The sequence below is a fragment of the Gracilimonas sp. genome, from assembly GCF_014762685.1.
Lineage (GTDB): Bacteria > Bacteroidota > Rhodothermia > Balneolales > Balneolaceae > Gracilimonas.
The window spans coordinates 1-25,273 of the sequence record NZ_JABURM010000006.1 but is presented as its reverse complement, the minus strand read 5'-3'; the positions used below and the strand labels follow the sequence as shown (position 1 = coordinate 25,273).

The following is a 25,273-nucleotide window of genomic DNA, read 5'->3' as shown; positions in this document are numbered from 1 at the left end:
AGCTTTTAGAGCCGCCTCATGACATTCAGGGCGGCTCTTTTTGTAATAATATCGTCTGCTAAAAACTGAGAGATTGCGTACCATAAGGTGTATGCGAAATACCCACACAGAACTACTTAATTTCCGAAATCACCTGGACACCAAAATTGACTGGGCGCCTCATTTAAATATAATTGCAGGCCCAAATGGATCGGGTAAAACCAGCTTGATAGATGCTATTCATTACTTGTGTATGTCTCGCAGTTTTGTTTCAAACACTGATATGTATGTGGTGAATCAGGATGAAAGTTACTTTATGATAAAGGGGCATTTTGAAGGACAAATCAGGTCTGAATTTGACGTGTCCTGTTCCTATTCCCGTGGTGACGGAAAAAAGATTTTTGTGAATGATTCTCCGCTCGACCGGCTATCGGATTTAATTGGAATGGTACCGGTTGTTACATTGACTCCGGACGATAAAAAACTGACGTTAGAAGGCCCGACAGAGCGCAGAAGTTTCATTGATTCTTTTATAAGTCAGATTTCGCCGGCTTACCTCAGAGATTTAATTGAATACCGGAGGGTGCGAAAACAACGCAATTCGTTATTGCAGGAATATCGTGGCCCGATGTCTGTATTAGAAGCGTATCTTGAGCCTTGGAATGTACAGTTGGTAGAATCCGGTTCGCGAATTGTGGCCAAACGCCATGAAGTGCTGGAAAATCTAAAAGCATATCTTGCTAAAGATTATGCTATGATCTCCGGCATGGATTTAACCACCGATCTGGAGTATCAAACGTTCTGTGAACCAACTACAGATGTTGAAGTCATCGAAAAAAAGTACTACGAACAGTTGGAAAAAGTTCAAGCAAAGGAAATTGAACGAGAATTGACGACTATTGGTCCACATCGTGATGAGATAGTTTTTTTTCTGGATGATTTTGAACTTCGGCGATTTGGATCACAGGGGCAACACCGTTTATTTGCACTTTCCCTAAAGTTGGCTCAGCTTCATTATTATTCAGATGAACTGGATGATCTGCCAATATTAATGCTGGATGATGTGTTTGGTGACTTGGATCTCAAAAAGACCGAGATTTTACTGGATGCATTGCAGCAACATAAAGGGCAAATATTTATAACTTCCGCAAACCCGGTTCCTTTCGAAGATTATGTTACCTTTGACGGAACAAATAACCGTTTTTATGAAGTAGAAGATGGTAAAGTGAATGAGGTTCAAAAATGAGATTCGATACCCCAAAATCGCTAAGTTCAGTTCTGGAAGAATTTTTGGAAAAATTTCCCCAAAAAAGGAAGCTGAAGCAGGGAATGATTTTAGCTGCTTTTGAAGAAGTGGTGGGGAAGCGGATGGCTTCGGAAGTTGAAGATCTTCATTTTGAAGGCAATAAACTGGCAATGAAAGTGAAGCATCCATCATGGCGGGCGGAAATTCATGCAAGCCGGTTTAGTATCGCAAAAAAATTAAATGCTAAAGTAAAAGGTGATATTATAGCTGATATCATTGTACGCAGTTAGTTGACTAACCATAATCCCGCACATATATTCGGCTATGGCTGACATCTCGGAAAACAAATTTATTAATAAACTGAAAAACTTTATCAGGCCCGGCACCAAACCCGGAGCTGAAGAAGATGAGGTAAGTTTTTTTCGCAGAGAGAAAGTGATTGTTTTTATCGGGGCTTATATAATGGCTGTTTCGTTATGGTTTATTGTGAATTTGGGCGGAAGCTTCAGTATCAATGTGAATGTTCCTATTGAGCCTGGGAATGTACCGGAAAACATGGCCCTGACCGAAGAACTGCCTGAGTTCGTGCAAGTGGGTGTTTCCGGCGACGGTTGGCAGTTGTTGAATTTATATAACGATCCGCCTACAGTAGTCATCAATATTGAAGAAAGTGAGATTAATCTGTTTGATCAGGTCAGGCAGCGCCTCAGTTATTTGCAGGGAGTGGATATTGCGAAAGTTCAGCCTTTAATACTTTCCATAGATATGGAGCCAAAAATATCTAAAAAAATACCGGTTAAAGTGAATACCGACTTGGATTTTCAAAACAGGTTTGGTTTGGTTGGCGACCCGGTTTACAGCCCTGACAGTATAACGGTTACCGGGGCAGTATCTAAAATTTCAGACATTGATGTATGGGAAATTCAGGATACACTGAGGATGTCCGGTATAAGAAATGATATCTCCACAATAATACCACTGCATGATGCTGAGGGTGTAATCGAACTTTCAGATAATGAAATAACCTTTAATGCAGATGTTTCAGAATTTACAGAAGGAGAAACCACTGTTTATATTCAAACAAGAGGTTTGCCACGGGGACAAAATGTGAACTATAATCCATCTTCGGTTACGATTAAATTTGATGTTCCCATTGAGCAATATGCCGATGTAGAGAAAGTAAGGCCGTATGAAGTATATGTGCCGTACACCAAAATCCTGGAAGACTCTACCGGTTTTGTAACTCCTGACATTGAATTAATAGCCGATCAATTCGAATTACGCCTCCGGAGCTTTCAACCCAAGGCAGTGGCCTATTTTACGGTGTTGGAATAATATTATCCAAATAAACCCATAAGGTTTGTCGAACTGTAATCCATTCCAATATTCTTATGCAGCTTTATTAACTGCAATGTAAGCGCACTTATTTAATACCGGGTGCACAAGATGATCATTCCTCAAATCTATTATTTTCAAATTCTGTATTGAGGTAGAAACGTTTTATTTTATTACCTACCTGAAGCCTAAAGTAACCCTTTTCAAGAATTGGATCTCCCTGAAAATTCGGATAAGTAAGGTGTTTATCCGGATTAATTGTGACGGAAACATTTTTGGTTTCACCGGGCTGTAAATCAATACGCTGAAAATGGGATAATTCTTTCACGGGACGTGTTATACGGCCTACTTCATCGGTCAGATACCATAAAACAATCTCTGTTCCAGCAACATTACCAGCATTAGTTACAGATATTTCAGCTGTGATTTCACCATTTGAGCTGAGGGTGGTATCGCTAAGCATAAAATCGCTGTAGGAAAATTCAGTGTAACTTAGTCCATGGCCGAAATTCCAGAGTGCCGTTGTTTTATTTGCTTGCTCAATATTGTTGGCAACTTCCGCATCAAAATAATAGACTGCACTGGATTTGTGATTGTAAGGAACAGCGTGCCCTACAAACTGTGGATATGAAAATGGTAATTTACCGCTTGGGTTATAATCACCACTCAGCACATTAGCAACGGCTTCTGCGCCTTCAAATCCCGGTAGCCCGGCCCAAACTATAGCGCTTGTATTAGGTACTACTTCTGTGATAACTCTCGGTCGGCCGGCAACTAAAACCATCACGGAAGGTTTGCCGGTATTATTAACTGCCTTTATTAAATCCAATTGTTCATGAGGTAATTCCAGGTTAGTAATGTTACCTACAAATTCAGTGTAAGGCTCTTCTCCAGTTGCTATTATTATTGCGTCAGCTTCTTCAGCAGCCTGATCGAATCTTGATCTAACTTCAGAATTTTTAACTCCAATGGAATCCATACTCACAATTTTGGAATTTGGAAACTCTTCCTTAAGAGCCTTCTTAATTGTTTTCATCGACTCAGGGTATCGGTCTTCTGGAGCTCCCTGCCAGGCAAGTGTCCACCCACCTGAGAGGTTTCTTTTGCTGTTTGCTGATAATCCAACTACCAATAGATTTTTAATGTCTTTCGATAGCGGCAAGACGTTTTCAGTATTTTTCAATAGTACTATAGACTCTTGAGCAGCTTTTAATGCAATGGCCTTATGAGCCTCACTTCCAATTTTATCAAATGCTTTACCTGATGGATAAGGATGTTCGAATAATCCTAATTCAAATTTAAGCTTCAAGATACGTCGGACTGACTTATCTATACGTTCTTCACTGATTAATTCATGGTTAACTAGTTTGATCATGCTTTCATTGAATTCCAACGATTCCGGTGTCATACTCATGTCGATGCCTGCATCTACAGCATGCAGAGTTGCTTCATCATAAGTGCGAGCAGTTTTGTGATAATCATAAAGTTTTTGAATATCAGCCCAGTCTGTAACGATTACACCTTCAAAACCCATTTCATCTCTTAAAAGATCTGAGAGTATTTTTTTTGAAGCATGCACCGGTATTCCATTAATTTCAGCACTGTTAACCATGATGGTTTTTAGTCCCTCATCTATAGCTGCCTGAAATGCAGGGCGGTGAAATTCATGGATGGTTTGCATAGACAAGTCAACCGGTGTTCGATCCCAACCGGAACGGGGTACTGAATAACCAAGAAAATGCTTTCCTGTGGCAGCCAATCTATAGGGGAAAGTTTCGAAATCACCCTGGAAGCCTTTCACATAAGCTCGGCCAAGTTCTGATGCCAGGTAAGGATCTTCGCCAAAGGTTTCATACATTCGTGCCCAATACGGGTTTTGTCCAAGGTCAAGAACCGGTGCGAAATTCCATATATGTCCTAATGGGCCAGACTCAAGAGCTGTAATTCTTCCATTTTGTAAAGAGTTTTCAGGGTTAAAAGTAGCTCCGATATTAATGTTATGAGGAAAGATTGTGCTTCCCTGAACATAGCTGGCTCCATGTATATGATCGATCCCGTAAATAATGGGTATTCCTAATCTTGTGTCTTCTACGGCTATACGCTGAAGTTCTTCAACATACTTTATCCATTGCTCAGGTGGAACTGCTTCCCCATTTAGAAATGAGCCGATATGATGGTTTTGTAACAGATTGCGAGCTTTATCTGTATCAAGGTTAACATCATATTGTATTCCTTCATTATTAATCAGGGTAATATTCAGCTGAGACATTTGCCCCACCTTTTCTTCCAGGGTCATACGGGAAAGCAGATCTTCAACCCGTTTATCTACAGGAGCAGAGGCATCTAAATATAGCTGACCAACTGCAAATGTATTGACGGAAAGGATTATTAAGAGGCTCAATAAAGAGATAAGGACAAAATTGTTATCCTTAATACTGAGGCTTTTTTTGAGAGTAAATTGGATATGCATAAGTATGTAGTTCTGAATTTAATATTAAATATCTAACTCCCGGAGTACAGCACAAGTCTATACTTATAACATTTCCTGCCTTTAGCAGGATAGAGTTAGATACAATTCAGAACGACAGAACAGTTTGAAGCTAATGTAAGATTTCCCAACAGTCAAGACTGTAGTTTTATATTTTATAAACTAGTATCTGACCCAACATCTTCGGAGACCTATTTGCTGTTAATAAATAGTCTCTTATGTTTGAAGGAAAATATTAGGTACATCTAAATTAACTCTTCATATTAAACTCTTTTGTTTCATAAGCACCTAAACATCAAAAAATTAAAGCTTCTAAATTGAGGGCTGCAAATCAAAAATCTAATTATGATTTAGAGCTAGATGGGCTCTGGGAGAAGGTGTGCTCAGGTGATGAAGAAGCATTAGAGCAGTTTTTTTAAAAAACATTCGACTCACTTTACAGCTATGGCTATCGAATAATTCCGAATTCTGAAAATGTACGGGATGCAATTCAGGAAGTGTTTTTCCAAATATGGAAATACCGGGGAAACCTGGAGAAGCCAAAATCAGTTAAAGCCTATATTTTTATTTCACTGCGCCGCGAATTATTGAACAAAAAAAAAGCGAATCAAAGACGGTTAGAGATAGACAATAAATACCATGCAGAAGAATTTGATCCGCTTATGCACTACAGTAATTGGGAGCGAATTTTGGGTCTTGAAGAAGATGAGAGCAAGGAATTAAAAAAAGCGATAGAGACGCTTACGGCCCGTCAACGAGAGGTTGTTTACTTAAAATATTTTGAGGGGATGTTAACAGAAGAAATTTCTGAAATTTTACAGATTCGCTCTCAGAGTATCTACAATTTGATGTTTGATGCGATAAATAATCTGCGGAATTTTCTGGATAAATAGTTGCTAATTTATTTATCCATCTCAGTAAGATATTGGCAGGTAATGACTTAAGAGAGAAGTAATTTTTTTATAAAAATTCTAAAAAAATATAGAGTAGAAATAACTTTGGCGCCTCTCTTTATAGATAGAAATCGAGGTTAATCTAACTATTAAAAGAAAATATATATATGCCAAGTCAGCTCTCTGATCTATTAATGGATGACTCCTTTGTTCGCTTTTTAAAAGGAAAAGCATCGAAGAAAGAAGAAGTTCGTTGGTCTGCCTGGATGCAGCAAAATAATGAGCATATCCAGCTTGTAGCTAAGGGCCGAGAATTACTGAGCAAAGGTTTGCAGCCTTTACCAAGGCCAAATGTAAACTTGGAGTACGAACAATTTAAGAGGCGTATCGATTCAGAAAATCGATATAAGCCTTATAAAAAAGTTCAAAAACGCCAAAGAAAATTGGTTTGGGCTACAATGGCTGCAGCTGCAAGTATTTTATTATTAGTTGGATTTTTAGCCCGGCAATCATTTATACAGAACGACAGAACAGAACAAAGCCGGGTTGCCTCGATTGATTATAGAATACTTGAATCAAAATCAGGTCAAAAAACTTCTGTCCAATATTCGGATGGCTCCAGAATCGTGATAAATGCGAATTCAAAGATGCGCCTCCCGCAAAAAGCCATTGGTACAGATACCATGCAAGTTTGGTTAGAAGGGGAGGCTTTATTTAATATTGCTCAAAAGCCGGAGTCTGAATCAAGAACTTTTATAGTTCATACACCAGATGGAAGGGTGTCTGTATTGGGGACCACATTTGCTGTGAATACAAGAAAGTCTCAAAGTCAGGTAGTTTTAGCGGAGGGCAGTGTCAGGATAAATGTTCAGGGTACAGGTAACAACACAGGTTTGGCATATACCATGCTGCCCGGTGAACTGGCGCTTTTTTCCCCTGAATCAGACGGAATAATAGTGGAAAAGGTGAATGCAGAAGTTTATACCTCCTGGGCCAGTGATACTTTGATTTTAGAAAATACTCCTTTAGCTGATCTTATTGAAAGAATTGAATTTACTTATGATGTGAAAGTTCAGGTTGAAGTTGAAGAACTTCTGAAAGAAGAGTTAACAGGTAGATTCGAAAATGTGAATTTAGAATTTCTCTTGAAAGGAATTGCCCGGGCATTGGATGTTGAGGTTACAAGGCAAGATGAAACAATTTATATAAAAGAAAAAAGTAATGGTTCTGTTCAAAAAGGATCATGAAAAAGAAAAGAATAGATATAACGAAAAACCTAAGTGACATGAAAATCAAAAGATATTCCCTTTTAGTTTTGTTCAGTTTGTTTTGTGGTGTTAGCACATCATGGGCTGGACAGGATGAAGCGCAGTATGCTTTCAATAAGAATGTTGGACATACTCAAAGCCCTGAAAATATGGTGCTACTCAAAAAACATTTATCTGATTTAGAAAGCGCTTACAATGTAGTTTTTTTGTATAAATCTGACTTGATCGAAGGTAAATTAAGCAAAGAAAATGATCTTAAAGGCGATTTATATGAAAAATTAGAGGTTCTTTTGAGTCCCCATGATTTGGTTTCTTCATACTTGGGAGATCGTACTTTTGTGATTATAAGTAAAGAAGAGTCTAAAGAAGAGGTAGCTATTGCAGATACTGTAAGGGGCCAAGTTACCGATGCTGTCAACGGTGATGTATTGCCGGGAGTTAATATTTTGATTAAAGGTACAACCAAAGGTACTGCAGCTGATGTTAATGGTAATTATATACTCACCAATACAGAGCCACAGGACACTTTGGTTTTTTCCTATATCGGGTTTCAAGTACAGGAAGTTCCAATTGATGGCCGCAAAATAATTAATGTTCAGTTACAACCATCAATTTTAGCTTCTGATGAACTTATTGTTGTGGGTTATGGAACAAAGAAAAGAAGCGAGATAACCGGTTCTGTCTCCTCAATCAGTTCTGAAAGCATAGATGATACGCCGGTGCTTCGAGTTGAACAAGCTCTCCAGGGTCGTACTGCAGGAGTATTTGTAGCAAATCAATCGGGTCAGCCCGGGGAATCTCCTACTATTAGAATACGTGGTGCCGGAACAACAGGAAGTGCAGACCCCCTGTTTGTGGTAGATGGAATGGCAGTTGGCGGTATTGACTATTTAAATCCGGGTTCTATTGAGTCAATTGAAGTGCTTAAAGATGCATCTTCGGCAGCTATTTATGGTGCTCGGGCGGCTAATGGGGTGGTTTTAATTACCACTAAATCAGGACGCCCCGGTGTTACAAATGTAACCTATGACGGGTATGCCGGTGTCCAAAACTCATGGAAAAAAATAAATATGCTGGATGCCCGGCAATACATGATGATGATGAACGAAGGGGCGGCATTTGCAGGTCTGAGCTTGCCATTTCCGGTGGATCCTCAGATAACGGGGGGGACCGATTGGCAAGGTGCAGTATTTAATGATAATGCTCCGATGAGTAACCATCAGATTACTATTTCCGGTGGGAACGAAAATACTCAGTACTCAACCGGCATATCTTATTTTTCACAAGAAGGAATTGTCGGGGGCGATAAGTCTCAATTTGACAGGAACACCTTTAGTTTAAAATTGGACAACAGAGTAAGTAAGGTATTCAGATTTGGTAATAGTCTGAATTATAGCCGAATTAATAGGAATGCTGTATTAAGCAACAGTGAGTGGGGATCCCCTCTAAGCAATGCATTAAATATGGATCCGCTTACACCGATTTACGAAACTGATTCTGACGACTTGTTAAGTTATCCAAGCACTGCTGTTCAGAACGATGGTAGATATTATGGTATATCTGAATATGTGACCCAAGAAATTGTAAATCCGCTTGCACGCTTAGAGGTAACTCATGGTGAAACTCAGGTAGATAAATTAGTGAATAATCTTTTTGCTGAGTATGAGTTAATGCCAAATTTACTTGCAAGAAGCAGTTTTGGTATAGATGCTGCTTTTGTTAAAAGCGATAATTATGTGCCAATTTATTATTTGAATTCAGCCCAGAATAACAGCCAATCGCTGGTAAGTAAAACGGAAAACAGATGGTACACCTGGAACTTTGAAAATACCATTAATTATCAGTTCAATATCAGAAACCACAATGTGGATGTATTGGGTGGTATTTCAGCACAAAAAGTTCATTTTGAAGATCTTTTTGGTTCAAAATCTGGCCTTTTGATGAATAATCCCGAAAATGCATGGATAAATGTGGCCGCAGATGAAGAATCCATGCGTACTGCCGGTGGCGCCTATAATGAAAAACTTCTGTCTTATTTTGGTCGAGCAAGCTATAACTATAACGACAAATATCTGCTGACCGGTATCCTCCGTGTAGATGGCTCATCAAAATTTGGCTCTAATAACAGGTATGGAATATTTCCATCAGTTTCTTTGGGCTGGGTGATGAGCAATGAAAGTTTTATGGATGATTTAGAAGAAATCAATCTCCTGAAGTTAAGAGCTTCGTGGGGGCAAAACGGAAATCAGAATATTGGCAACTTTGCTTACACATCTACTATCGCAACAGGCTATGGCTACACATTCGGGGATAACGAATCCTACGTTACAGGTTCAGTTCCTTCCAGTGTACCAAACCCAAATCTTAAATGGGAAACTTCAGAACAATTGAACTTTGGTGCTGATTTAGGGTTATGGCAAGATCGCCTGATATTGAAATTAGATTACTATCAAAAGGAGACCAAAGGCCTACTTGTAAGAGCACCAATTCCAGCCCATGTTGGAAACAATGCACCCATTGTTAATGGTGGTAGTGTGAGAAATGATGGGTTTGAATTTAGTGTCGATTACCGAGACTACAGAAATGAATTCAGCTATAATGTAGGATTGAATTTTGCACTGAATAAAAATGAGGTGACTCATATCGGAAATGCAGAAGGAGTAATTGTAGGTACAGGTTTTGCGACCTATGGTATCGTAACGCGTGCTGAAGAAGGATATCCAATCGGGTATTTCTGGGGCTATAAAACTGATGGTATCTTCCAAACTCAACAGGAAGTTAATAACTATGTGAATGGGAACGGCGATCCTATACAACCATTAGCACAACCCGGAGATGTTCGATTCAGAGATTTGGACGGTAATGGCCGAATCGATGATGGGGATCGTGGCATGATTGGTAATCCTACCCCGGATATGACATTTGGAGCAAACTTTGGTGCCAACTACAAACAATTTGATATGTCTGTTTTCGTGCAGGGAACACTTGGTAACGAAATATTTAATGCCACCCGCCGACATGATCTGACAATGTCTAACATGCCGGTATCATATTTGGAACGATGGAGAGGCCCCGGCACTTCCAATGATTTACCCCGGTTTACCTGGAATGACAGTAACGGTAATTGGTCTAAGATCTCTGACCTCTATGTTGAAAATGGCTCATACCTAAGAGTGAAGAATGTACAGTTTGGATATAATATCCCTGACAGAGTTCTGCAACGTATCAGCCTCAGTAAAGTTCGTTTGTACCTGTCTGCTGACAACTTATTTACCCTTACAGGTTATAGTGGATTTGATCCGGAAATTGGATCAGCATCACCTCTTAGCGTGGGTGTAGACCGTGGCGTTTACCCACAAGCCCGCAGTTATCGCATGGGTGTCAATATTACTTTTTAACAGTTTATCTATACAAAAAAACTTCAGATCATGAATAATTTAAAGATAATTCAATCCATTTTGATAGTGACCATTGCAGTCTTTGCAAGTAGTTGCGACAGTTTTCTTAATGAACAGCCTTTGGACCAGCGAGTAGAGTCCAACTTCTATGAAACGCGGGAGGACGCACAGGAAGCTTTAGTTGCTATTTATGATGTATTGCAATGGAATACGATAGTTGGATTTCACGTTCCGGAAATGTTGAGCGATATAGCTTCTGATGATGCCTATGCCGGTGGTGCAAGCCGAAACGATGCTCCCAATATCATTGAAATTGACAAGCATAATATCCGCACTACAAATGGTGAAGTACATGGACTATGGCAAAAATATTACACTGGTATTTACAGGGCTAACAAGTACATCAAAGAAGTTGAGACGCTTGAGATAGAAGATTCTTTCAAAAACCGCACCATTGCTGAAGCTAAATTTTTAAGAGCGTACTACTATTTTGATCTGGTACGATTTTTTAGAAATGTACCTTTAATAACTGAACCTCTGGACAATCCTGATCAGTATAACCAACCACAAGCTTTGCCATCGGAAGTGTTTTCGCAAATTGCTCAAGACCTTACGGCCGCAATACCTGCTTTACCTGGTATTATTCCTGCGAATGAAAGTGGCCGGGTTTCGAAATGGGCTGCACAGGCATTATTAGGAAGAGTTTATCTCTACTACACAGGTGTTTTTGGTGAAGATTTGCCGGCGGGTAATCAAACGGTTGACCGGGCAATGGCAATCCAAATGGTTGACAGTGTAATTAATCATAGTGGACATTCATTGCTTCCGAATTATGAAGACAATTTCAAACCGGATTTTGAATTTAGTAATGAGTCGGTATTTGAAATATCGTACTCTGATTCTAAGCCTTGGTGGGATTGGGGATTTATTCAAGGTGGAGAAGGAAACATGGCACCTCAAATGCAGGGGCCGCGAGTTGATCAGCCTGCTGATGAAGATTACCAACGGGGATGGAGCTTTTCAACTGTAACCCAGGAGCTTATTGATGAATTTGATCCTGCGGATCCTCGGCTCGATGCAACAGTGTTGTTTGAAAGCGAACTCAACTTCGGATTAACGGTAGGTTTCCAACATACAGGGAAGTTTACTCAAAAATACACCACTCATAAATCCTATACTCCATCTGATGGACAACTCGAGCTAAACTGGGGAAATAATTACAGAGTGATCAGATTTTCTGATGTGTTATTGATGGGTGCTGAACTTTACTTGAACGATAATAATGCAGGACAGGCTAAAGACTATTTGGATCTCGTCAGACAGCGAGCTGGAATGCCTGAAGTGGCGGCGACTATGGAGAATATAAGAAAAGAACGCAGAATAGAATTAGCGCTTGAAGGTCATCGATATTGGGATCTTCAACGATATGGTCAAAATGAAGCTGAACAACATATCACGATTACTGGCAGCGTAAAACAAGGATATCAGGGGGATGCTTCTGATTTTGGAGTGACCTACAATACTGCAAGATTGGGCTTATTCCCCATCCCGCAAAGTGAAATTGATATTTCAAATGGTGAGCTTCAGCCGAACCCCGGATACTAAGGTATATCACCTTTAAATAAGATAATATTAAACCGAAGAAACAAGATTATGAGAACATCAAAAGAAATTCAATGGATACTTCCCGTTTTGTTGATTATTGGACTTGGAGCTTGTGACCCACAAGTTTCTTCAGCTCCTGATCTCAAACCAGCTCCTCATTCTGATAACGTAACATTTGAGGTTACTCCAGATGCAGCTAATCCAAATATTATTCAGTTTGAAAATACCTCAGAAGGTAGTTTTAAAGCTCTGTGGGACCTGGGTAACGGTCAAACTGCAGATGGTGATATCGTATTAGGAGAATATCCGTTAGAAGGAGAATATACGGTGGTATTGACCATTTTTACCGAGTCTGGTCAGGCGTTGAATTCAAAAACGGTAACCATCGCCGAAACAAATGTCTCTATGTTGGATGATCCGAATCTTAACATGTTGACCGGTGGTGCAGATGACATCGACGGTAAAACATGGGTTATTGATAGCACAAAAATTGGTCATATGGGAGTAGGCCCCTTAGAAGGTGATTGGCCCGAATGGTGGCAAGCACCTCCGGAAGCTAAGACAGGGGCAGGTTTATACAACGATCGTTATACTTTTCAACTCAGTGATGGTTTTGTTTATAACATGGAAACAAACGGTGATGTTTTCCTTAATGGTGCCTACGGTGATGAATTCGAAAATACAACTGTTCCGCCGGATGGAGCCGATTTAATGGCACCCTGGACTGCTCCTGCTAACCAGTCATTTAGCTTGATAGAGGAAGAAAATGGTGACTTATTCCTGAAAGTGGCTGATCCTACATTTATAGGATTCTATGCCGGAGCAAGGACCTACCAGATACAAGAACTTACCGAGAATGTAATGAGAATTAGATACGAAGATCCAAAGAATGGTATAGCTTGGTATCATCGTTTAATTCAGGAAGGTTACGAACACCCAATTGTACCTCTGCCATATAAATCTGAGGAATTAGCGGATAACTTTGATGATGAGGGCAATGTAGATTGGGGCACAGATCAAATCGCATCTTTTGTTGAAGGATATGATAACCCTGCACCAATCGGTGTAAATACATCTGCCAAAGTAGCTAAATATGAGAAAGGATCTGCTTTTTATGATAACGTTTACATTGATCTGGGCTATGAGCTTAACCTCAATGAGCGGTCTATTGTACGCTTAAAAGCTTATTTACCTTCCTATAATGACTATGAAACAGTTGCTTCAAACAAAGAATCCTGGGCATCCGGAATACTTGCGCAACAAGTTGAAGTAAAGCTGCATAACGTAGATGGAGCAACCGGATTAGGGGGTAATTCATGGCAAACACAAGCCACAGTGATTCAGCCTGTAGCCGAGACAGATACATGGGTAGAACTAGAGTTTGTTTTCAGTGGTGTAAGCGACCGTGAAGATTTCGACCGTATCATCATTCAGATTGGTGGCGAAGGCCATGGAAACCCTGGAATATTCTTTATAGACGACTTCCAACTCACTTCACAGTAGCAACTAGTAAATAGTAGTTTAAGGAAGGAAGTGAGAGCTTCCTTCTTTTTTGATTTAAGATGCTTAGCAGATGTATAAGAGCAAAAACATTATAAAGCAATTATTAATTACCCTAACCCTGATATTAAGCTTTTCTAGTTGTTCAACAGGTAATACTGTGGATAGTTTTGACTATGATGAGATTGACCCATCAGATACTCTTCAAGTGGGTGACTTAATTTGGTCGGATGAATTTAATACTACAGGTTCACCAAACAGTAACAACTGGACTTACGATATCGGTCATGGTAACAGTGGTTGGGGAAACAATGAAGTGCAATATTATACGGATGAGTCTAAGAATGTTCGGATCGAAAATGGGATGCTCATTATTGATGCATTGAAGGAAAACAATGAATGGACTTCAGCACGAATTAAAACTCAGGGCCTAAAAACATTCAAATTTGTCACTGTAAAAGTAAGGGCAAAACTTCCTGCAGGATCGGGTACTTGGCCTGCTATTTGGATGTTAGGTTCTAATATCACAGAAATTGGATGGCCCGCCTCAGGAGAGATCGATATTATGGAGCATGTAGGCAAGGATCCGGGGATGATTCATAGTGCTCTGCATACTCCGTCAAGTTATGGAAATACTCAGAACACGGGGCAAATGGAAGTGCCGGACTTTAGCGAGGAATTTCATGTGTATGAAGCAGTCTGGACTCCAGGGAGTATAACTTTCAAAATTGACGGGGAAAGTTTCTATACCTATAACCCTTCTACTAAAGATGCAGACACGTGGCCATTTCATGATGATTTCTTCATCATATTAAACGTTGCTATGGGAGGAAACTGGGGGAGTGATACCGAATATGAAACTTCAGGCTTGAAAAATGGCATTGACCCCAATATAGATCATGCCCGCATGATTGTAGACTATGTTCGCGTTTATAAGAATTAAGAATTTTACCCAAAAAGCCCTTGAATACTTCCCCCATCGTGACTAATGGTTTGCCCAGTTACATAACCAGCATGAGGCGAAAGTAACCAAGTTGCCAGTGAGGCAAACTCTTCTGCTTTCCCCATTCTTCCAACCGGAATATTTGCTTCCATCTTCTCTTTGGCTTCTTCAAAACTGATATTCAGTGAAGCTTTGTTCTTTGAAATTACCCTTTCAATGGCCGGGGTTTCGTGTGAACCGGGAGCAAGTACATTAGCTGTTACTCCTGATTTTGCAACTTCAAGAGCCAATGATTTAACAAAGCCCACTACTCCGGCTCTGAAGCTATTGCTCAATGCCAGCGATGGCAAAGGCTGCTTTACTGACTGACTTTCAATAAAAACCATTCTTCCATATTCTTTCTCTTTGAAGTATGGAGCCAGTCGTAAGGCCAGGTCTATCTTCCAACGCATGACGAGTTGCCAGGCCGAATCCCAATCATCCATATTGGTTTCAAGAGGTCTTCCGGTGGGTGGTCCCCCGGCGTTGAAAACAATACCATGTGTTTCCCTGCCTTTGGCTGCTTGTTCGATCTCCTTGAGTGTATCATTGTAGATTAAACTGCCCTCAATGATTTCCGTTTGGTTACTGAAATGACTGAATTTATCGCGAAGAACATTTCCGCGGCGGGCTACTAATACAACATTTGCACCTTCTTGCAGTAACTGTCGGGCAATAGCTTCCCCGAAACCACTGGAAGCTCCACATACTACAAATCGTTGGTCTGTTAACTTAAGGTCCATGATGTCGGATGATTTTTAAAAATGAATTTGTAAAGTAAACATCTGAGAGCGATCAGAAAAATGAAGTGGGAAATTTACAACTCTTGCATCACTAAGTAACCGGTGTAAGCTAAAAAAGCGATCAATAATAGTGCAGCTTCCCAGCGATCGAGTTTTCTCTTTTGTCCGGTAAACATCCCGATGTAAAGCAGCAGCGTTCCGCCACCCAGTAGATACATTTCAGAGTTGAAGGATGGATTGTAGTGAATTGGATTTACAAGTGAACTCACCCCAAGAATGAGAAAGATATTGAAGATATTGGAACCGACAATATTCCCAACGGCAATGTCCACATTCTTACGCATAGCTGCTACAATGGAGGTAGCAAGCTCGGGTAGGGAAGTACCGGCAGCAATGATCGTTAAGCCAATGATCTTTTCACTTAAACCAAGAACAGTTGCAATCTCGATTGCATTATTTACAACCAACCTTCCGCCTAAAACGAGCCCGGCCAGCCCAAGAATGATAAAGCTCCAGATCTTGATCTGAGAATAAGGTTTTTCCGGTGTTTCAATTTCCGCTGAATCCGAAGATAGTTGCTTATATACATAGAAAAGAAAGCCGCAAAAAAGCAGAAGAAATATCACGCCATCAATCCGGGATACGGTAAAAGAATCAGGCGACCAAAAGTCATTGGCAAGTATGAAAAGTAAAATTGCGGCAAACAGTGATAGTGGGATCTCCTTCCATACCGTACTTGAATGAACAACAAGTGGTGTTATCATTCCCGAAATTCCTAAAATCACTAAAAGATTAAAATTATTACTTCCGATGATATTGGCGAAAACAATCTCGTGATGACCTTCGATACTCCCCATCACATTTACCACCAATTCAGGAGCAGAAGTTCCAAAGGCAACGACGGTAAGTCCGATAGCTAGATCAGGAACATTGAATTTCTTAGCGAGCGCAGAGGCTCCGTTTACAAGCCAATCAGCACCTTTAATAAGCAGCAAAAGCCCAATAATGAGCCAGAGAATGGGAATGAGCATACCACTGAATTAGAGTTAAATGACGGTCCAAAGATAAACGAGAGTAGGATAGTTTCTAAATAGTTTTTAATTTTGGAACGGTCGTTTCTCAACCTGAGTTGGTATCTGGAAATTATTCTACGATGAAAACCTGTTCACGTAAATACATATTGGTTCTTTTATCAGCAGCGTTATTCATTGCGTTTTCAATGATGCACGAATTTGACTGGCTTATACCGGCATCTCCAATTGCTGTTGTGTCCGGAATGACATCAATGCCTATAACTGATCTCGCAGAAGAATCTGGAAGCGAAGACGAAATTGAATATGAAAAGAGCTTTAATATCCGTGACTTTACGGATATTAAATACCATAAAAGGCTTAAGTCAGAATTAGAACTTATAGTTGCACAGGTCTTATCTCCCCCGCCAGACATGGTATGATCGCCCGTTAATAATTTTCGCCATGATCTCCGTACAGTCTTAGCTGCTAGAAGCATTTCTATATTCAAAAAACCGGGTAGTGTCTTTTTAAATATAGCGGAGAAAAGGATAAGGGTTTAGGATCCTCTAATGGCATAAATGTATCTACCAATTGATAATTATAAGACCATGAAATATCGAATTTTAAAAAACACAATAACCATCGCATCTGTTGTATTTACCATTTTATTAACAGCATGCCCCAAAAAGGAAACATCTCAAAAAATGAATAATAACGAAGCACTTTCGGACCAAGTTTTAACCAGTGAATCACAGGAAAAGCTGACGCCTGATCAAATTCTTCAAAATTTGAAAGAAGGAAATGAGCGATTCGTAAATAATAGTTTGACTCCCAGAGACTACAAAGCCCAGGTGAAAGCAACAGCTGGAGGTCAGTATCCTGAAGCTGTGATCATCTCCTGTATCGACAGCCGCGTTCCTGTGGAACATGTATTCGATAAAGGCGTTGGTGATATCTTTGTTGCCCGGGTAGCCGGAAATTTTGTGAACGAAGACATTCTGGGAAGTACAGAGTTTGGGACAGCCGTTGCCGGCTCAAAAGTAGTGGTTATTATGGGCCATAAGAGTTGTGGTGCTGTAAAAGCAGCTATAGATAACGTTGAAATGGGTAACATCACAACGATGCTGGATAAAATCAAACCGGCCGTAGAAATGACCGCTAACTTTGAGGGAGATCGATCTACTTCAAATGAAGAATTTGTTACCGAAGTTGTCAAAAACAATGTTCGTCATACCATGAAGGAGATGCGGAAAAAAAGCCCAGTCATCGCTGAATTAGAACGTAACGGAGACGTAGTTATAGCCGGTGCTTTTTATGATTTAGAAACGGGCAGGGTTACTTTTTTGGATTAAAGTAAAAGGGAGCTTTCGGGCTCTCTTTTTTTTGTTCAATTAAAAAGATCAAAATTAAATTATGTTTTATTAGTAAGTATTTGGTGAAAATAGCCGTATATTTAAGGCTTGCAACTTTTCTGATTAAACGTATTTGAGGCGGTGAAGCCGCACTAACTGTTGTATTCAAGAAGAGAATTTCATCCTAATTCAATATTGTAATGTCACAAGAACTAAGAAATATCGCCATTATCGCTCACGTAGATCATGGCAAAACTACGCTCGTAGATCAGATTCTAAAACAGAGCGGAACGTTTAGAGAGAACCAACAAGTAGAAGACCGGGTGATGGATTCCGGAGATCTGGAAAAAGAACGCGGAATCACCATCAGTTCCAAAAACACAGCTGTAAACTGGAATGGCACGAAAATAAATATCGTGGATACTCCGGGTCACGCTGACTTTGGCGGTGAAGTAGAACGTATTCTGAAAATGGTGAACGGGGTAATTCTGCTCGTTGATGCCGCAGAAGGTCCGCTTCCCCAAACAAAATTTGTTTTGAGAAAATCACTAAGCCTGGGGTATCGTCCTATTGTAGTGATTAACAAAATTGACCGTAAAGATGCACGCCCTGATGCTGTGTTGGATGAGATTTTTGACCTCTTTGTGATGTTGGATGCTACTAACGAGCAGCTTGATTTTCCGGTATTGTATGCCGTAGCTGTAAATGGTATTGCCAAAACAAACCTGGAAGACGAAGATGAAAATTTAGCTCCGCTTTTGGATAAAATTGTGGAACACGTTCCGGCTCCCGAGCAAAAAACGGATGAAAAATTTAAAATGCTGGTAAGCAGCATCGACTGGAATGATTATGTTGGTCGAATTGCCGTAGGCCGAATTGAGCAGGGTACTATCAAAATAGGGCAGGAAGTGGCCTTGATGGATGGAAAAGGCAAGGTGAAAGAAAAAGCCCGGGCTACCAAATTGTACACTTTTAACGGATTGCAACGTGAGCCGGTTGAAACTGCAGTAGCCGGTGATATTATTGCGTTAGCCGGGTATGAAGAAGTAAATGTCGGAGATACTTTAACCGATACTGCGGATATGAAGCCGCTTGAATACGTGGATTTGGACAAGCCCACTATTGCGATGTATTTCCGGGTGAACAATTCTCCGTTTGCAGGTAAAGAAGGAGATTATGTGACTTCGAACCAGCTAAAAGACCGGCTGAATAAAGAAGTTCGAACCAATGTAGCCATGCGGGTTGAACCGACTGAGAGTCCTGATATCTACAAAGTATCCGGCCGCGGTGAATTACAGATGGCTATTTTGATTGAGACGATGCGTCGTGAAGGGTTTGAGTTTTCCGTATCTCGTCCGGAAGTACTTTTCAAAGAAGTGGATGGGGTTGTGCACGAGCCGGTTGAGGAAGTGGTCGTGGACGTTCAAACCGACTACAGTAATCGGGTGATTGATAATCTCCAAAAGAGAAAAGGGATCATGACTTCCATGAGCCAGGAAGGCGAAAATAACCGAATTCAGTTTAGGGTGCCTTCGCGGGGACTGATCGGTTTCCGTGGTGAGATGCTGACGGAAACCCGGGGAACCGGAATCATGCACCAGCAGTTTGATGGCTATGAACCGTATGCCGGTGAAATTCCCGGGAGAAATCGCGGTGCATTGATTGCACTTGAGCAAGGCGATGTTACCGGGTATGCCCTGGAAGGTGTTCAGGATCGCGGAGAATTCTTTGTAGAACCTGGAGATCCAGTTTATATGGGGCAGGTTGTTGGGGTCAATAAGCGCAGTGACGATATGGTAGTAAATGTGGTTAAGAAAAAGAACCTGACCAATCACCGTGCTACTCAGACTTCAGATTCTGTGAAAATCAGTCAGGCCAGAAAATTGAGCCTGGAACAATGTATTGAGTTCATCGACAATGATGAGTTACTGGAAGTGACACCGAAAGCCCTCCGCCTCCGGAAGACTTTCCTCGATCATAACGACCGCAAGAGAGCAGAGAAGAAAAAGGCCGGGGTTTAAGAGGGTAATGTTAAATGAGAAATTTTAATAGAATAATCTGGTCATAATATTTTATTAAAATTAAAATCATTGATCAGCCCAATCCATAAAACCCTTCCTTCTCTTTAAAGTAGGGCATAAATACATCTGCAAGTTCCTTGTTTTCAGTAGATTGAAGCTGCGGGTCTTCACCGAGCAATTCTTTTGCTTTTTCTTTAGCCTGAGTCAGCAGAAACTGATCTTCAACAATATCTGCAAACTTAAAATCAGGAAGTCCGCTTTGTTTGGTGCCAAGGAAATCGCCCGGCCCGCGAAGTTGTAGGTCGGCTTCAGCAATACGAAACCCATCGGTAGTTTCTTCCATGGTTTTCAGCCTTACAGCCCCCGACTTACTCACCTTAACATCCGGCATCAGGATGCAGTAGCTTTGGCGTTCACCGCGCCCGATTCTTCCCCGTAACTGGTGTAATTGAGAAAGCCCGAACCGTTCGGCATGTTCAATAATCATAACTGAAGCATTGGGTACATCAACCCCAACTTCAATAATGGTAGTGGAAACCAATATCTGGATTTCATTATTAATGAATGCTTTCATCACTTCATCCTTTTCATCGGTTTTCATTCTCCCGTGAAGCAATCCAACTTTAAATTCTGGAAAACGCTTCTTCAATTTCTCAAAACCGGCCGTGGCATCTTTCAAATCCAGCGCTTCAGATTCTTCTACCAAAGGATAAACTACGTAAACCTGACCACCGTCCTCTACCTCTTGCTGCACAAAGTTCATAACATCTTCCCGCTTTTTATTCGACCGGATGGCAGTTTTTATAGGCTTTCGTCCGGCGGGTAAATCCCGGATAATTGAAACATCCAGATCTGCATAAACGGTCATGGCGAGTGATCGGGGGATCGGGGTTGCACTCATTACCAGCATATGCGGGTGATTTCCCTTGTTTAATAAATCCGCTCGCTGTTTTACTCCAAAACGATGCTGTTCGTCTATCACAGCTAATCCCAGGTTATGAAATCTTACCTCATCTTGAATGATGGCATGAGTACCTACTATGATTTGTGCATTTCCTCCTTCTGCATCAGTGAGAATATCTGTCCGCAAGGCTTTTTTTTGTGATCCGATGAGTAATCGAACATTTATATATAATTCTTTGAGGTGTTCAGATAAAGTTCGGTAATGCTGTTCGGCAAGTATTTCGGTAGGGGCAAGGAAGGCTGCCTGGTACCCGTTGTCCAGTGCCATCAGCATAGCGCCGATAGCTACAATAGTTTTTCCCGCACCTACGTCACCCTGAATTAAACGATTCATCTGCTTCCCGGAACGCACATCATTTTTAATTTCAGCAAGTGCTGACTTTTGCCCGTCAGTTAGCGTAAACGGCAACAGCTCATTAAAGTATTTCGAAGTATAGTTCCCGGTTTCCTTAAAAACATGTCCGTTGGCTCTTTCTTTTATCGTGTAGTTAATTTTTTCCATGCTCAGCTCAAACAGGAAAAGCTCTTCGAACTTAAATCGATTGAGTGCTTTTTTGTGTTCATTATGAGATTCCGGGAAATGAATCATACGGTAGGCTTCCTGGCGTTGAGGGAAATTCATCTCAGAAATCAACGCTTCAGGTAAAAACTCAGACGCGGTCTTTTTCCTAAGAATTTGCTCCATCCAGTTTTGAACAAGTTTGCTGGTAATTCGGGCTTTGCTCAAAGCCTTACTTCCGGGGTAAATGGGGAAAATTCGGGAGAACGAATCCAAATCACCTTCCGATGAGATTTTATCAACCTCCGGATGAGCGATGGAAATAGATTTCCCATATCGTTTGGCTTGACCAAAGAAAGCAACGGTTTCTCCTTCCTTAAAATATTTACTGAAGTAGCCGACTCCCCGAAACCAAACTCCCTTCACACTTCCGCTTCCATCACTGATAAAAACTTCAAGTCGCTTCTTTTTCCCATAACCGGCCATAGTGATGCCGGTGACTTTGCCTGCTACAGTAACTTCTTCTCCCGATCCTGCTAAATACTTAATCTTTTGAGTATTACTTCGGTCAAGATAGCGTCTTGGAAAAAAGTTTAGTAAATCGTCGACAGTTTGTATGCCTTCACTGCTCAGTGCTTCAAGCCTTTTGGAACTTAAATTAGATAAATCTGAAATTTTCAACTGATATAAAGTTATATATCGATCTATAACATAAAGACCGAAATTCAAGGTTCATTTTTAGTCCGAGTGGGTATCCAAGAGGTATATAGAAAATTAAAGAAATAATTCACATAAATATTTTGCATTCGTGCTGTAACGTTCCCTATATTTGCAAGCTCTCGATTCGATGGCAATAACCAAATAATTGAACAGTGCCAACTATACAACAACTCATACGAAAAGGTAGAAAAAGTAAAGTAAGTAAGACAACTGCTCCTGCATTGCAAAATTGTCCGCAGAAGCGTGGTGTCTGTACTCGCGTTTATACAACTACGCCCAAAAAGCCTAACTCGGCTTTGCGTAAAGTAGCTCGTGTACGTTTGACTAACGGGATTGAAGTTTCGGCTTACATTCCTGGTGAAGGTCATAACTTGCAGGAACATAGTATTGTATTGATCCGTGGGGGTAAGGTTAAAGATTTACCCGGTGTTCGATACCATATTATTAGAGGAACATTAGATACAGCAGGTGTTGAGGGAAGAACTCAAAGCCGTAGTCTGTATGGCACCAAGAGGCCAAAAGGGTAACATTAAGAAATTAAGATTAATCGAGCATGCGTAGAAAAACAGCAGAAAAACGAGATGTACAAGCGGATCCAATATTTTCGGATAAGCTGGTAACTCGGTTCGTGAATAACCTGATGCGAGACGGTAAAAAGAATGTAGCTCGCAAAATTGTATATCAGGCATTTGAAGTTATTGAAGAAAAAACAGGCGAAACCGGAATCGATGTATTCCGCAACGCGCTGCAGAACACAACACCGGTTGTAGAGGTTAAGTCTCGACGTGTTGGTGGGGCCACTTATCAAGTGCCCATTGAGGTTCGGCAGGAAAGAGGAACAGCATTGGGAATGAGGTGGCTTATAAGAGCTGCTCGTTCCAGGAATGATAAGTCGATGTCAATTCGTCTTTCAAGAGAATTGATTGATGCATCCAACAATGAAGGTGGTGCCGTTCGCAAGAAAGATGAAACGCATCGCATGGCAGACGCTAACAAAGCATTTGCTCATTTTAGATTCTAAAGAAGTTTATTGAAAAGTATTATGTCCGAAACGAAGTCAAAAACAGATCCAAAAATTTTAGATAAGATTCGCCGCACGCGGAACATCGGTATCATGGCGCATATTGATGCCGGTAAAACTACCGTGACCGAGCGCATTCTTTTTTATACCGGTCGCAGCCACCGTATGGGTGAAGTGCACGATGGTGCCGCTACTATGGATTGGATGGAGCAAGAGCAAGAGCGCGGTATCACCATTACTTCTGCTGCCACTCACTGTATCTGGAAAGATCACCGAATTAATATTATTGATACTCCCGGCCACGTTGACTTTACCGTTGAAGTAGAGCGGTCATTGCGTGTGTTGGATGGCGCTGTTTTTGTACTTGATTCTGTTGGGGCCGTTCAGCCGCAGTCAGAAACTGTATGGCGGCAGGCGAACAAGTATCAGGTTCCATGTATGGCCTTTGTTAATAAGATGGATCGTACCGGTTCGGATTTCTACAATGTGGTTAAAGAACTTGATGAAAAATTGAGTGCAAACCCAATTCCTATTCAGATTCCTATTGGGGCTGAAGAGCATTTCCAAGGTGTTGTTGACTTGATTAAAATGGAAGCTATTGTATGGGATGATGAGTCTTTGGGCGCTACTTATAATGTAGTGGAGATTCCTGAAGACCTAAAAGCAAAAGCGGATGAGTATCGGGTTAAGATGCTTGAGGCTATTGCAGACTATGATGAAGCTCTCATGGAAAAATATCTCATGGAAGAAGAGATATCAGAAGAAGAAATTGTAAGTGCTATCCGTGAGGCAACAATCGCCAAGGATATTACACCTGTGATGTGTGGTACGGCGTTGAAGAATAAAGGAATTCAGGTACTGCTTGATAAAGTGCTGGATTTCATGCCGAATCCATTAGACATCCCTCCGGTAAAAGGTATTGATCCGGAAACTGAAGAAGAAGTTAAAAAGGCACCGGATGTTAACGCGCCTTTCTCAGCTCTTGCTTTTAAAATTATGACTGACCCTTATGTGGGTAGGTTGACTTTTGTTCGGGTTTATTCCGGAAGACTTGAGAAGGGTTCCTACACCTTTAACTCTTCTACAGGAAACAAAGAGCGTGTAGGGCGATTGCTTGAGATGCACGCCAACGACAAGAAAGATTTAGATTATATTCAGGCAGGAGATATTGCTGCTGTTATCGGAATTAAAGAGGTTCATACAGGTGATACTTTATGTGATCCTGATCACCCGGTAATTCTTGAGCAAATTACTTTCCCCGAGCCTGTAATTAAGTTGGCGGTAGAGCCAAAAACGAAAGCAGACAGTGAAAAGCTTTCTACCGGCCTTCAGAAGCTTGCAGAAGAAGATCCGACATTCCAGGTTAAAACTGATCACGAAACAGGTCAGACCACTATTGCTGGCATGGGTGAGCTTCACCTTGAAATTATCGTTGATCGACTTAAGCGTGAGTTCAAAGTTGAAGCAAACGTTGGTGCTCCTCAGGTTTCTTACCGTGAAACTATCTCCAAGAAAGTGGATCACCGTGAAATTTATAAGAAGCAGACCGGTGGACGTGGTAAGTTTGCTGATATTTCCTTCGAAGTTGGTCCAATTGAAGATTTTGAGGATTACGATGGTAATGAAGATCGTATTACACGCGAAGAAGGCTTTATTTTTATTAATGAGATTGTAGGTGGTAATATTCCTCGTGAATTCATCCCTTCTGTGATGAAGGGCTTCAAGGAAGCTCTTAATGCAGGTATTCAAGCTAATTATACAGTAGAAAATGTAGGCTTCCGTTTATATGATGGATCTTATCACGATGTTGATTCTGATCAATTGAGTTTTGAGCTTTGTGCTAAACTTGGATTCAGAAATTCAGCACGTAAAGCCAAGCCGAAAATACTCGAGCCTGTAATGAAAGTAGAGATCATTACTCCGGAAGAATATATGGGTGATGTAATCGGTGACTTAAATAGTCGTCGTGGAATTATGCAAAGCATGGACTCTAACAATGAAGGGTCTGTTGTAAAAGCTCATGTACCGTTATCTGAAATGTTCGGTTATTCAACTGATTTGAGATCTGCGACACAGGGTCGTGCGGTATATTCGATGGAATTTTTTGATTATACAGAAGTGCCAGAGGCAATTGCTCAGGAAATCATCGAAAAACAATCATAAAGAAATTAAACACTAAGACTAAACTAACGAATCATGGCAAAAGAGACCTTTCAACGGAATAAGCCACACGTGAACGTGGGGACG

18 protein-coding genes and 1 pseudogene are annotated in these 25,273 nt (G+C 40.8%); 15 read left to right on the top strand and 4 right to left on the bottom strand.

The window, feature by feature from the left end:
- The first annotated feature begins 91 nt into the window (after positions 1-91).
- The 3 genes from HUJ22_RS09655 to HUJ22_RS09645 are packed head-to-tail and all read left to right on the top strand — an operon-like array spanning position 92 to position 2,560.
- Positions 92-1,225: a DNA replication/repair protein RecF gene (locus HUJ22_RS09655; protein WP_290876699.1), complete on the top strand. Its 1,134-nt coding sequence runs from the start codon at positions 92-94 to the stop codon at positions 1,223-1,225.
- On the top strand, positions 1,222-1,515 hold the full coding sequence (locus HUJ22_RS09650; protein ID WP_290876693.1) for a DUF721 domain-containing protein: 294 nt from the start codon (positions 1,222-1,224) through the stop codon (positions 1,513-1,515). Before HUJ22_RS09655 ends, HUJ22_RS09650 begins: the two co-directional genes overlap by 4 nt.
- Positions 1,516-1,549: 34 nt before the next feature.
- Positions 1,550-2,560, top strand: coding sequence for a hypothetical protein (locus HUJ22_RS09645; protein WP_290876691.1), 1,011 nt, complete (start codon positions 1,550-1,552; stop codon positions 2,558-2,560).
- A gap of 115 nt (positions 2,561-2,675) precedes the next feature.
- On the opposite strand, the gene HUJ22_RS09640 is transcribed toward HUJ22_RS09645, so the two are convergent.
- Positions 2,676-4,961, bottom strand: coding sequence for a glycoside hydrolase family 3 N-terminal domain-containing protein (locus tag HUJ22_RS09640; protein WP_290876689.1), 2,286 nt, complete (start codon positions 4,959-4,961; stop codon positions 2,676-2,678).
- Between the two features lie 530 nt (positions 4,962-5,491).
- Here HUJ22_RS09640 and HUJ22_RS09635 point away from each other — a divergent pair.
- From HUJ22_RS09635 to HUJ22_RS09610, 6 genes and pseudogenes are all read left to right on the top strand, one after another.
- Positions 5,492-5,941, top strand: a pseudogene (locus HUJ22_RS09635) (sigma-70 family RNA polymerase sigma factor); the annotation flags it as partial.
- Positions 5,942-6,108: 167 nt separating this feature from the next.
- On the top strand, positions 6,109-7,188 hold the full coding sequence (locus HUJ22_RS09630) for a FecR domain-containing protein (protein ID WP_290876688.1): 1,080 nt from the start codon (positions 6,109-6,111) through the stop codon (positions 7,186-7,188).
- Positions 7,185-10,607 carry a TonB-dependent receptor gene (locus tag HUJ22_RS09625; RefSeq protein WP_290876687.1) on the top strand — a complete coding sequence of 1,141 codons (3,423 nt, stop codon included), beginning with the start codon at positions 7,185-7,187 and terminating at the stop codon, positions 10,605-10,607. Before HUJ22_RS09630 ends, HUJ22_RS09625 begins: the two co-directional genes overlap by 4 nt.
- Before the next feature lie 30 nt (positions 10,608-10,637).
- On the top strand, positions 10,638-12,212 hold the full coding sequence (locus tag HUJ22_RS09620; protein WP_290876686.1) for a RagB/SusD family nutrient uptake outer membrane protein: 1,575 nt from the start codon (positions 10,638-10,640) through the stop codon (positions 12,210-12,212).
- A 48-nt stretch (positions 12,213-12,260) separates the two neighbouring features.
- Positions 12,261-13,715: a PKD domain-containing protein gene (locus HUJ22_RS09615; protein WP_290876684.1), complete on the top strand. Its 1,455-nt coding sequence runs from the start codon at positions 12,261-12,263 to the stop codon at positions 13,713-13,715.
- A 157-nt stretch (positions 13,716-13,872) separates the two neighbouring features.
- A complete protein-coding gene (locus HUJ22_RS09610) occupies positions 13,873-14,655 on the top strand; it encodes a glycoside hydrolase family 16 protein (protein WP_290876682.1) in 783 nt (260 codons plus the stop codon).
- 5 nt (positions 14,656-14,660) lie between these two features.
- Here HUJ22_RS09610 and HUJ22_RS09605 read toward each other — a convergent pair whose 3' ends face one another.
- Positions 14,661-15,437: an SDR family oxidoreductase gene (locus tag HUJ22_RS09605; RefSeq protein WP_290876680.1), complete on the bottom strand. Its 777-nt coding sequence runs from the start codon at positions 15,435-15,437 to the stop codon at positions 14,661-14,663.
- Between the two features lie 74 nt (positions 15,438-15,511).
- Positions 15,512-16,468 carry a calcium/sodium antiporter gene (locus tag HUJ22_RS09600; RefSeq protein WP_290876678.1) on the bottom strand — a complete coding sequence of 319 codons (957 nt, stop codon included), beginning with the start codon at positions 16,466-16,468 and terminating at the stop codon, positions 15,512-15,514.
- A 122-nt stretch (positions 16,469-16,590) separates the two neighbouring features.
- On the opposite strand from HUJ22_RS09600, the gene HUJ22_RS09595 reads away from it, so the two are divergent.
- From HUJ22_RS09595 to typA, 3 genes are all read left to right on the top strand, one after another.
- Complete coding sequence (locus HUJ22_RS09595) at positions 16,591-16,890, top strand: hypothetical protein (RefSeq protein WP_290876676.1); 300 nt, start codon at positions 16,591-16,593, stop codon at positions 16,888-16,890.
- A gap of 264 nt (positions 16,891-17,154) precedes the next feature.
- Entirely contained in the window at positions 17,155-17,802 is a 648-nt protein-coding gene (locus HUJ22_RS09590) for a carbonic anhydrase family protein (protein ID WP_290876674.1), read from the top strand.
- A 200-nt stretch (positions 17,803-18,002) separates the two neighbouring features.
- Complete coding sequence (gene typA / locus HUJ22_RS09585) at positions 18,003-19,823, top strand: translational GTPase TypA (protein WP_290876672.1); 1,821 nt, start codon at positions 18,003-18,005, stop codon at positions 19,821-19,823.
- Between the two features lie 73 nt (positions 19,824-19,896).
- Here the strand turns inward: typA and recG are convergent, their stop codons facing one another.
- Positions 19,897-22,014: an ATP-dependent DNA helicase RecG gene (gene recG / locus HUJ22_RS09580; RefSeq protein WP_290876670.1), complete on the bottom strand. Its 2,118-nt coding sequence runs from the start codon at positions 22,012-22,014 to the stop codon at positions 19,897-19,899.
- A gap of 143 nt (positions 22,015-22,157) precedes the next feature.
- Here recG and rpsL point away from each other — a divergent pair, with 143 nt between their 5' ends.
- From rpsL to fusA, 3 genes are read left to right on the top strand one after another with little or no spacing between them, the layout of a single operon-like run.
- A complete protein-coding gene (gene rpsL / locus HUJ22_RS09575) occupies positions 22,158-22,532 on the top strand; it encodes a 30S ribosomal protein S12 (RefSeq protein ID WP_290876668.1) in 375 nt (124 codons plus the stop codon).
- Between the two features lie 26 nt (positions 22,533-22,558).
- On the top strand, positions 22,559-23,026 hold the full coding sequence (gene rpsG, locus HUJ22_RS09570) for a 30S ribosomal protein S7 (RefSeq protein WP_290876666.1): 468 nt from the start codon (positions 22,559-22,561) through the stop codon (positions 23,024-23,026).
- Positions 23,027-23,047: 21 nt separating this feature from the next.
- Positions 23,048-25,189, top strand: a complete 2,142-nt coding sequence (gene fusA / locus HUJ22_RS09565; protein ID WP_290876664.1) for an elongation factor G — start codon at positions 23,048-23,050, stop codon at positions 25,187-25,189.
- Positions 25,190-25,273: the final 84 nt, after the last annotated feature.

Excerpts from the sequence above, each read along its gene's own strand:
- fusA (WP_290876664.1), top strand. The coding sequence starts at position 23,048 with ATGTCCGAAACGAAGTCAAAAACAGATCCAAAAATTTTAGATAAGATT.
- HUJ22_RS09655 (WP_290876699.1), top strand. The coding sequence starts at position 92 with ATGCGAAATACCCACACAGAACTACTTAATTTCCGAAATCACCTGGAC.
- HUJ22_RS09605 (WP_290876680.1), bottom strand. The coding sequence starts at position 15,437 with ATGGACCTTAAGTTAACAGACCAACGATTTGTAGTATGTGGAGCTTCC.
- HUJ22_RS09615 (WP_290876684.1), top strand. The coding sequence starts at position 12,261 with ATGAGAACATCAAAAGAAATTCAATGGATACTTCCCGTTTTGTTGATT.
- HUJ22_RS09650 (WP_290876693.1), top strand. The coding sequence starts at position 1,222 with ATGAGATTCGATACCCCAAAATCGCTAAGTTCAGTTCTGGAAGAATTT.
- HUJ22_RS09620 (WP_290876686.1), top strand. The coding sequence starts at position 10,638 with ATGAATAATTTAAAGATAATTCAATCCATTTTGATAGTGACCATTGCA.
- HUJ22_RS09645 (WP_290876691.1), top strand. The coding sequence starts at position 1,550 with ATGGCTGACATCTCGGAAAACAAATTTATTAATAAACTGAAAAACTTT.
- HUJ22_RS09595 (WP_290876676.1), top strand. The coding sequence starts at position 16,591 with ATGAAAACCTGTTCACGTAAATACATATTGGTTCTTTTATCAGCAGCG.
- rpsG (WP_290876666.1), top strand. The coding sequence starts at position 22,559 with ATGCGTAGAAAAACAGCAGAAAAACGAGATGTACAAGCGGATCCAATA.
- typA (WP_290876672.1), top strand. The coding sequence starts at position 18,003 with ATGTCACAAGAACTAAGAAATATCGCCATTATCGCTCACGTAGATCAT.
- HUJ22_RS09600 (WP_290876678.1), bottom strand. The coding sequence starts at position 16,468 with ATGCTCATTCCCATTCTCTGGCTCATTATTGGGCTTTTGCTGCTTATT.
- HUJ22_RS09590 (WP_290876674.1), top strand. The coding sequence starts at position 17,155 with ATGAATAATAACGAAGCACTTTCGGACCAAGTTTTAACCAGTGAATCA.
- HUJ22_RS09630 (WP_290876688.1), top strand. The coding sequence starts at position 6,109 with ATGCCAAGTCAGCTCTCTGATCTATTAATGGATGACTCCTTTGTTCGC.
- HUJ22_RS09625 (WP_290876687.1), top strand. The coding sequence starts at position 7,185 with ATGAAAAAGAAAAGAATAGATATAACGAAAAACCTAAGTGACATGAAA.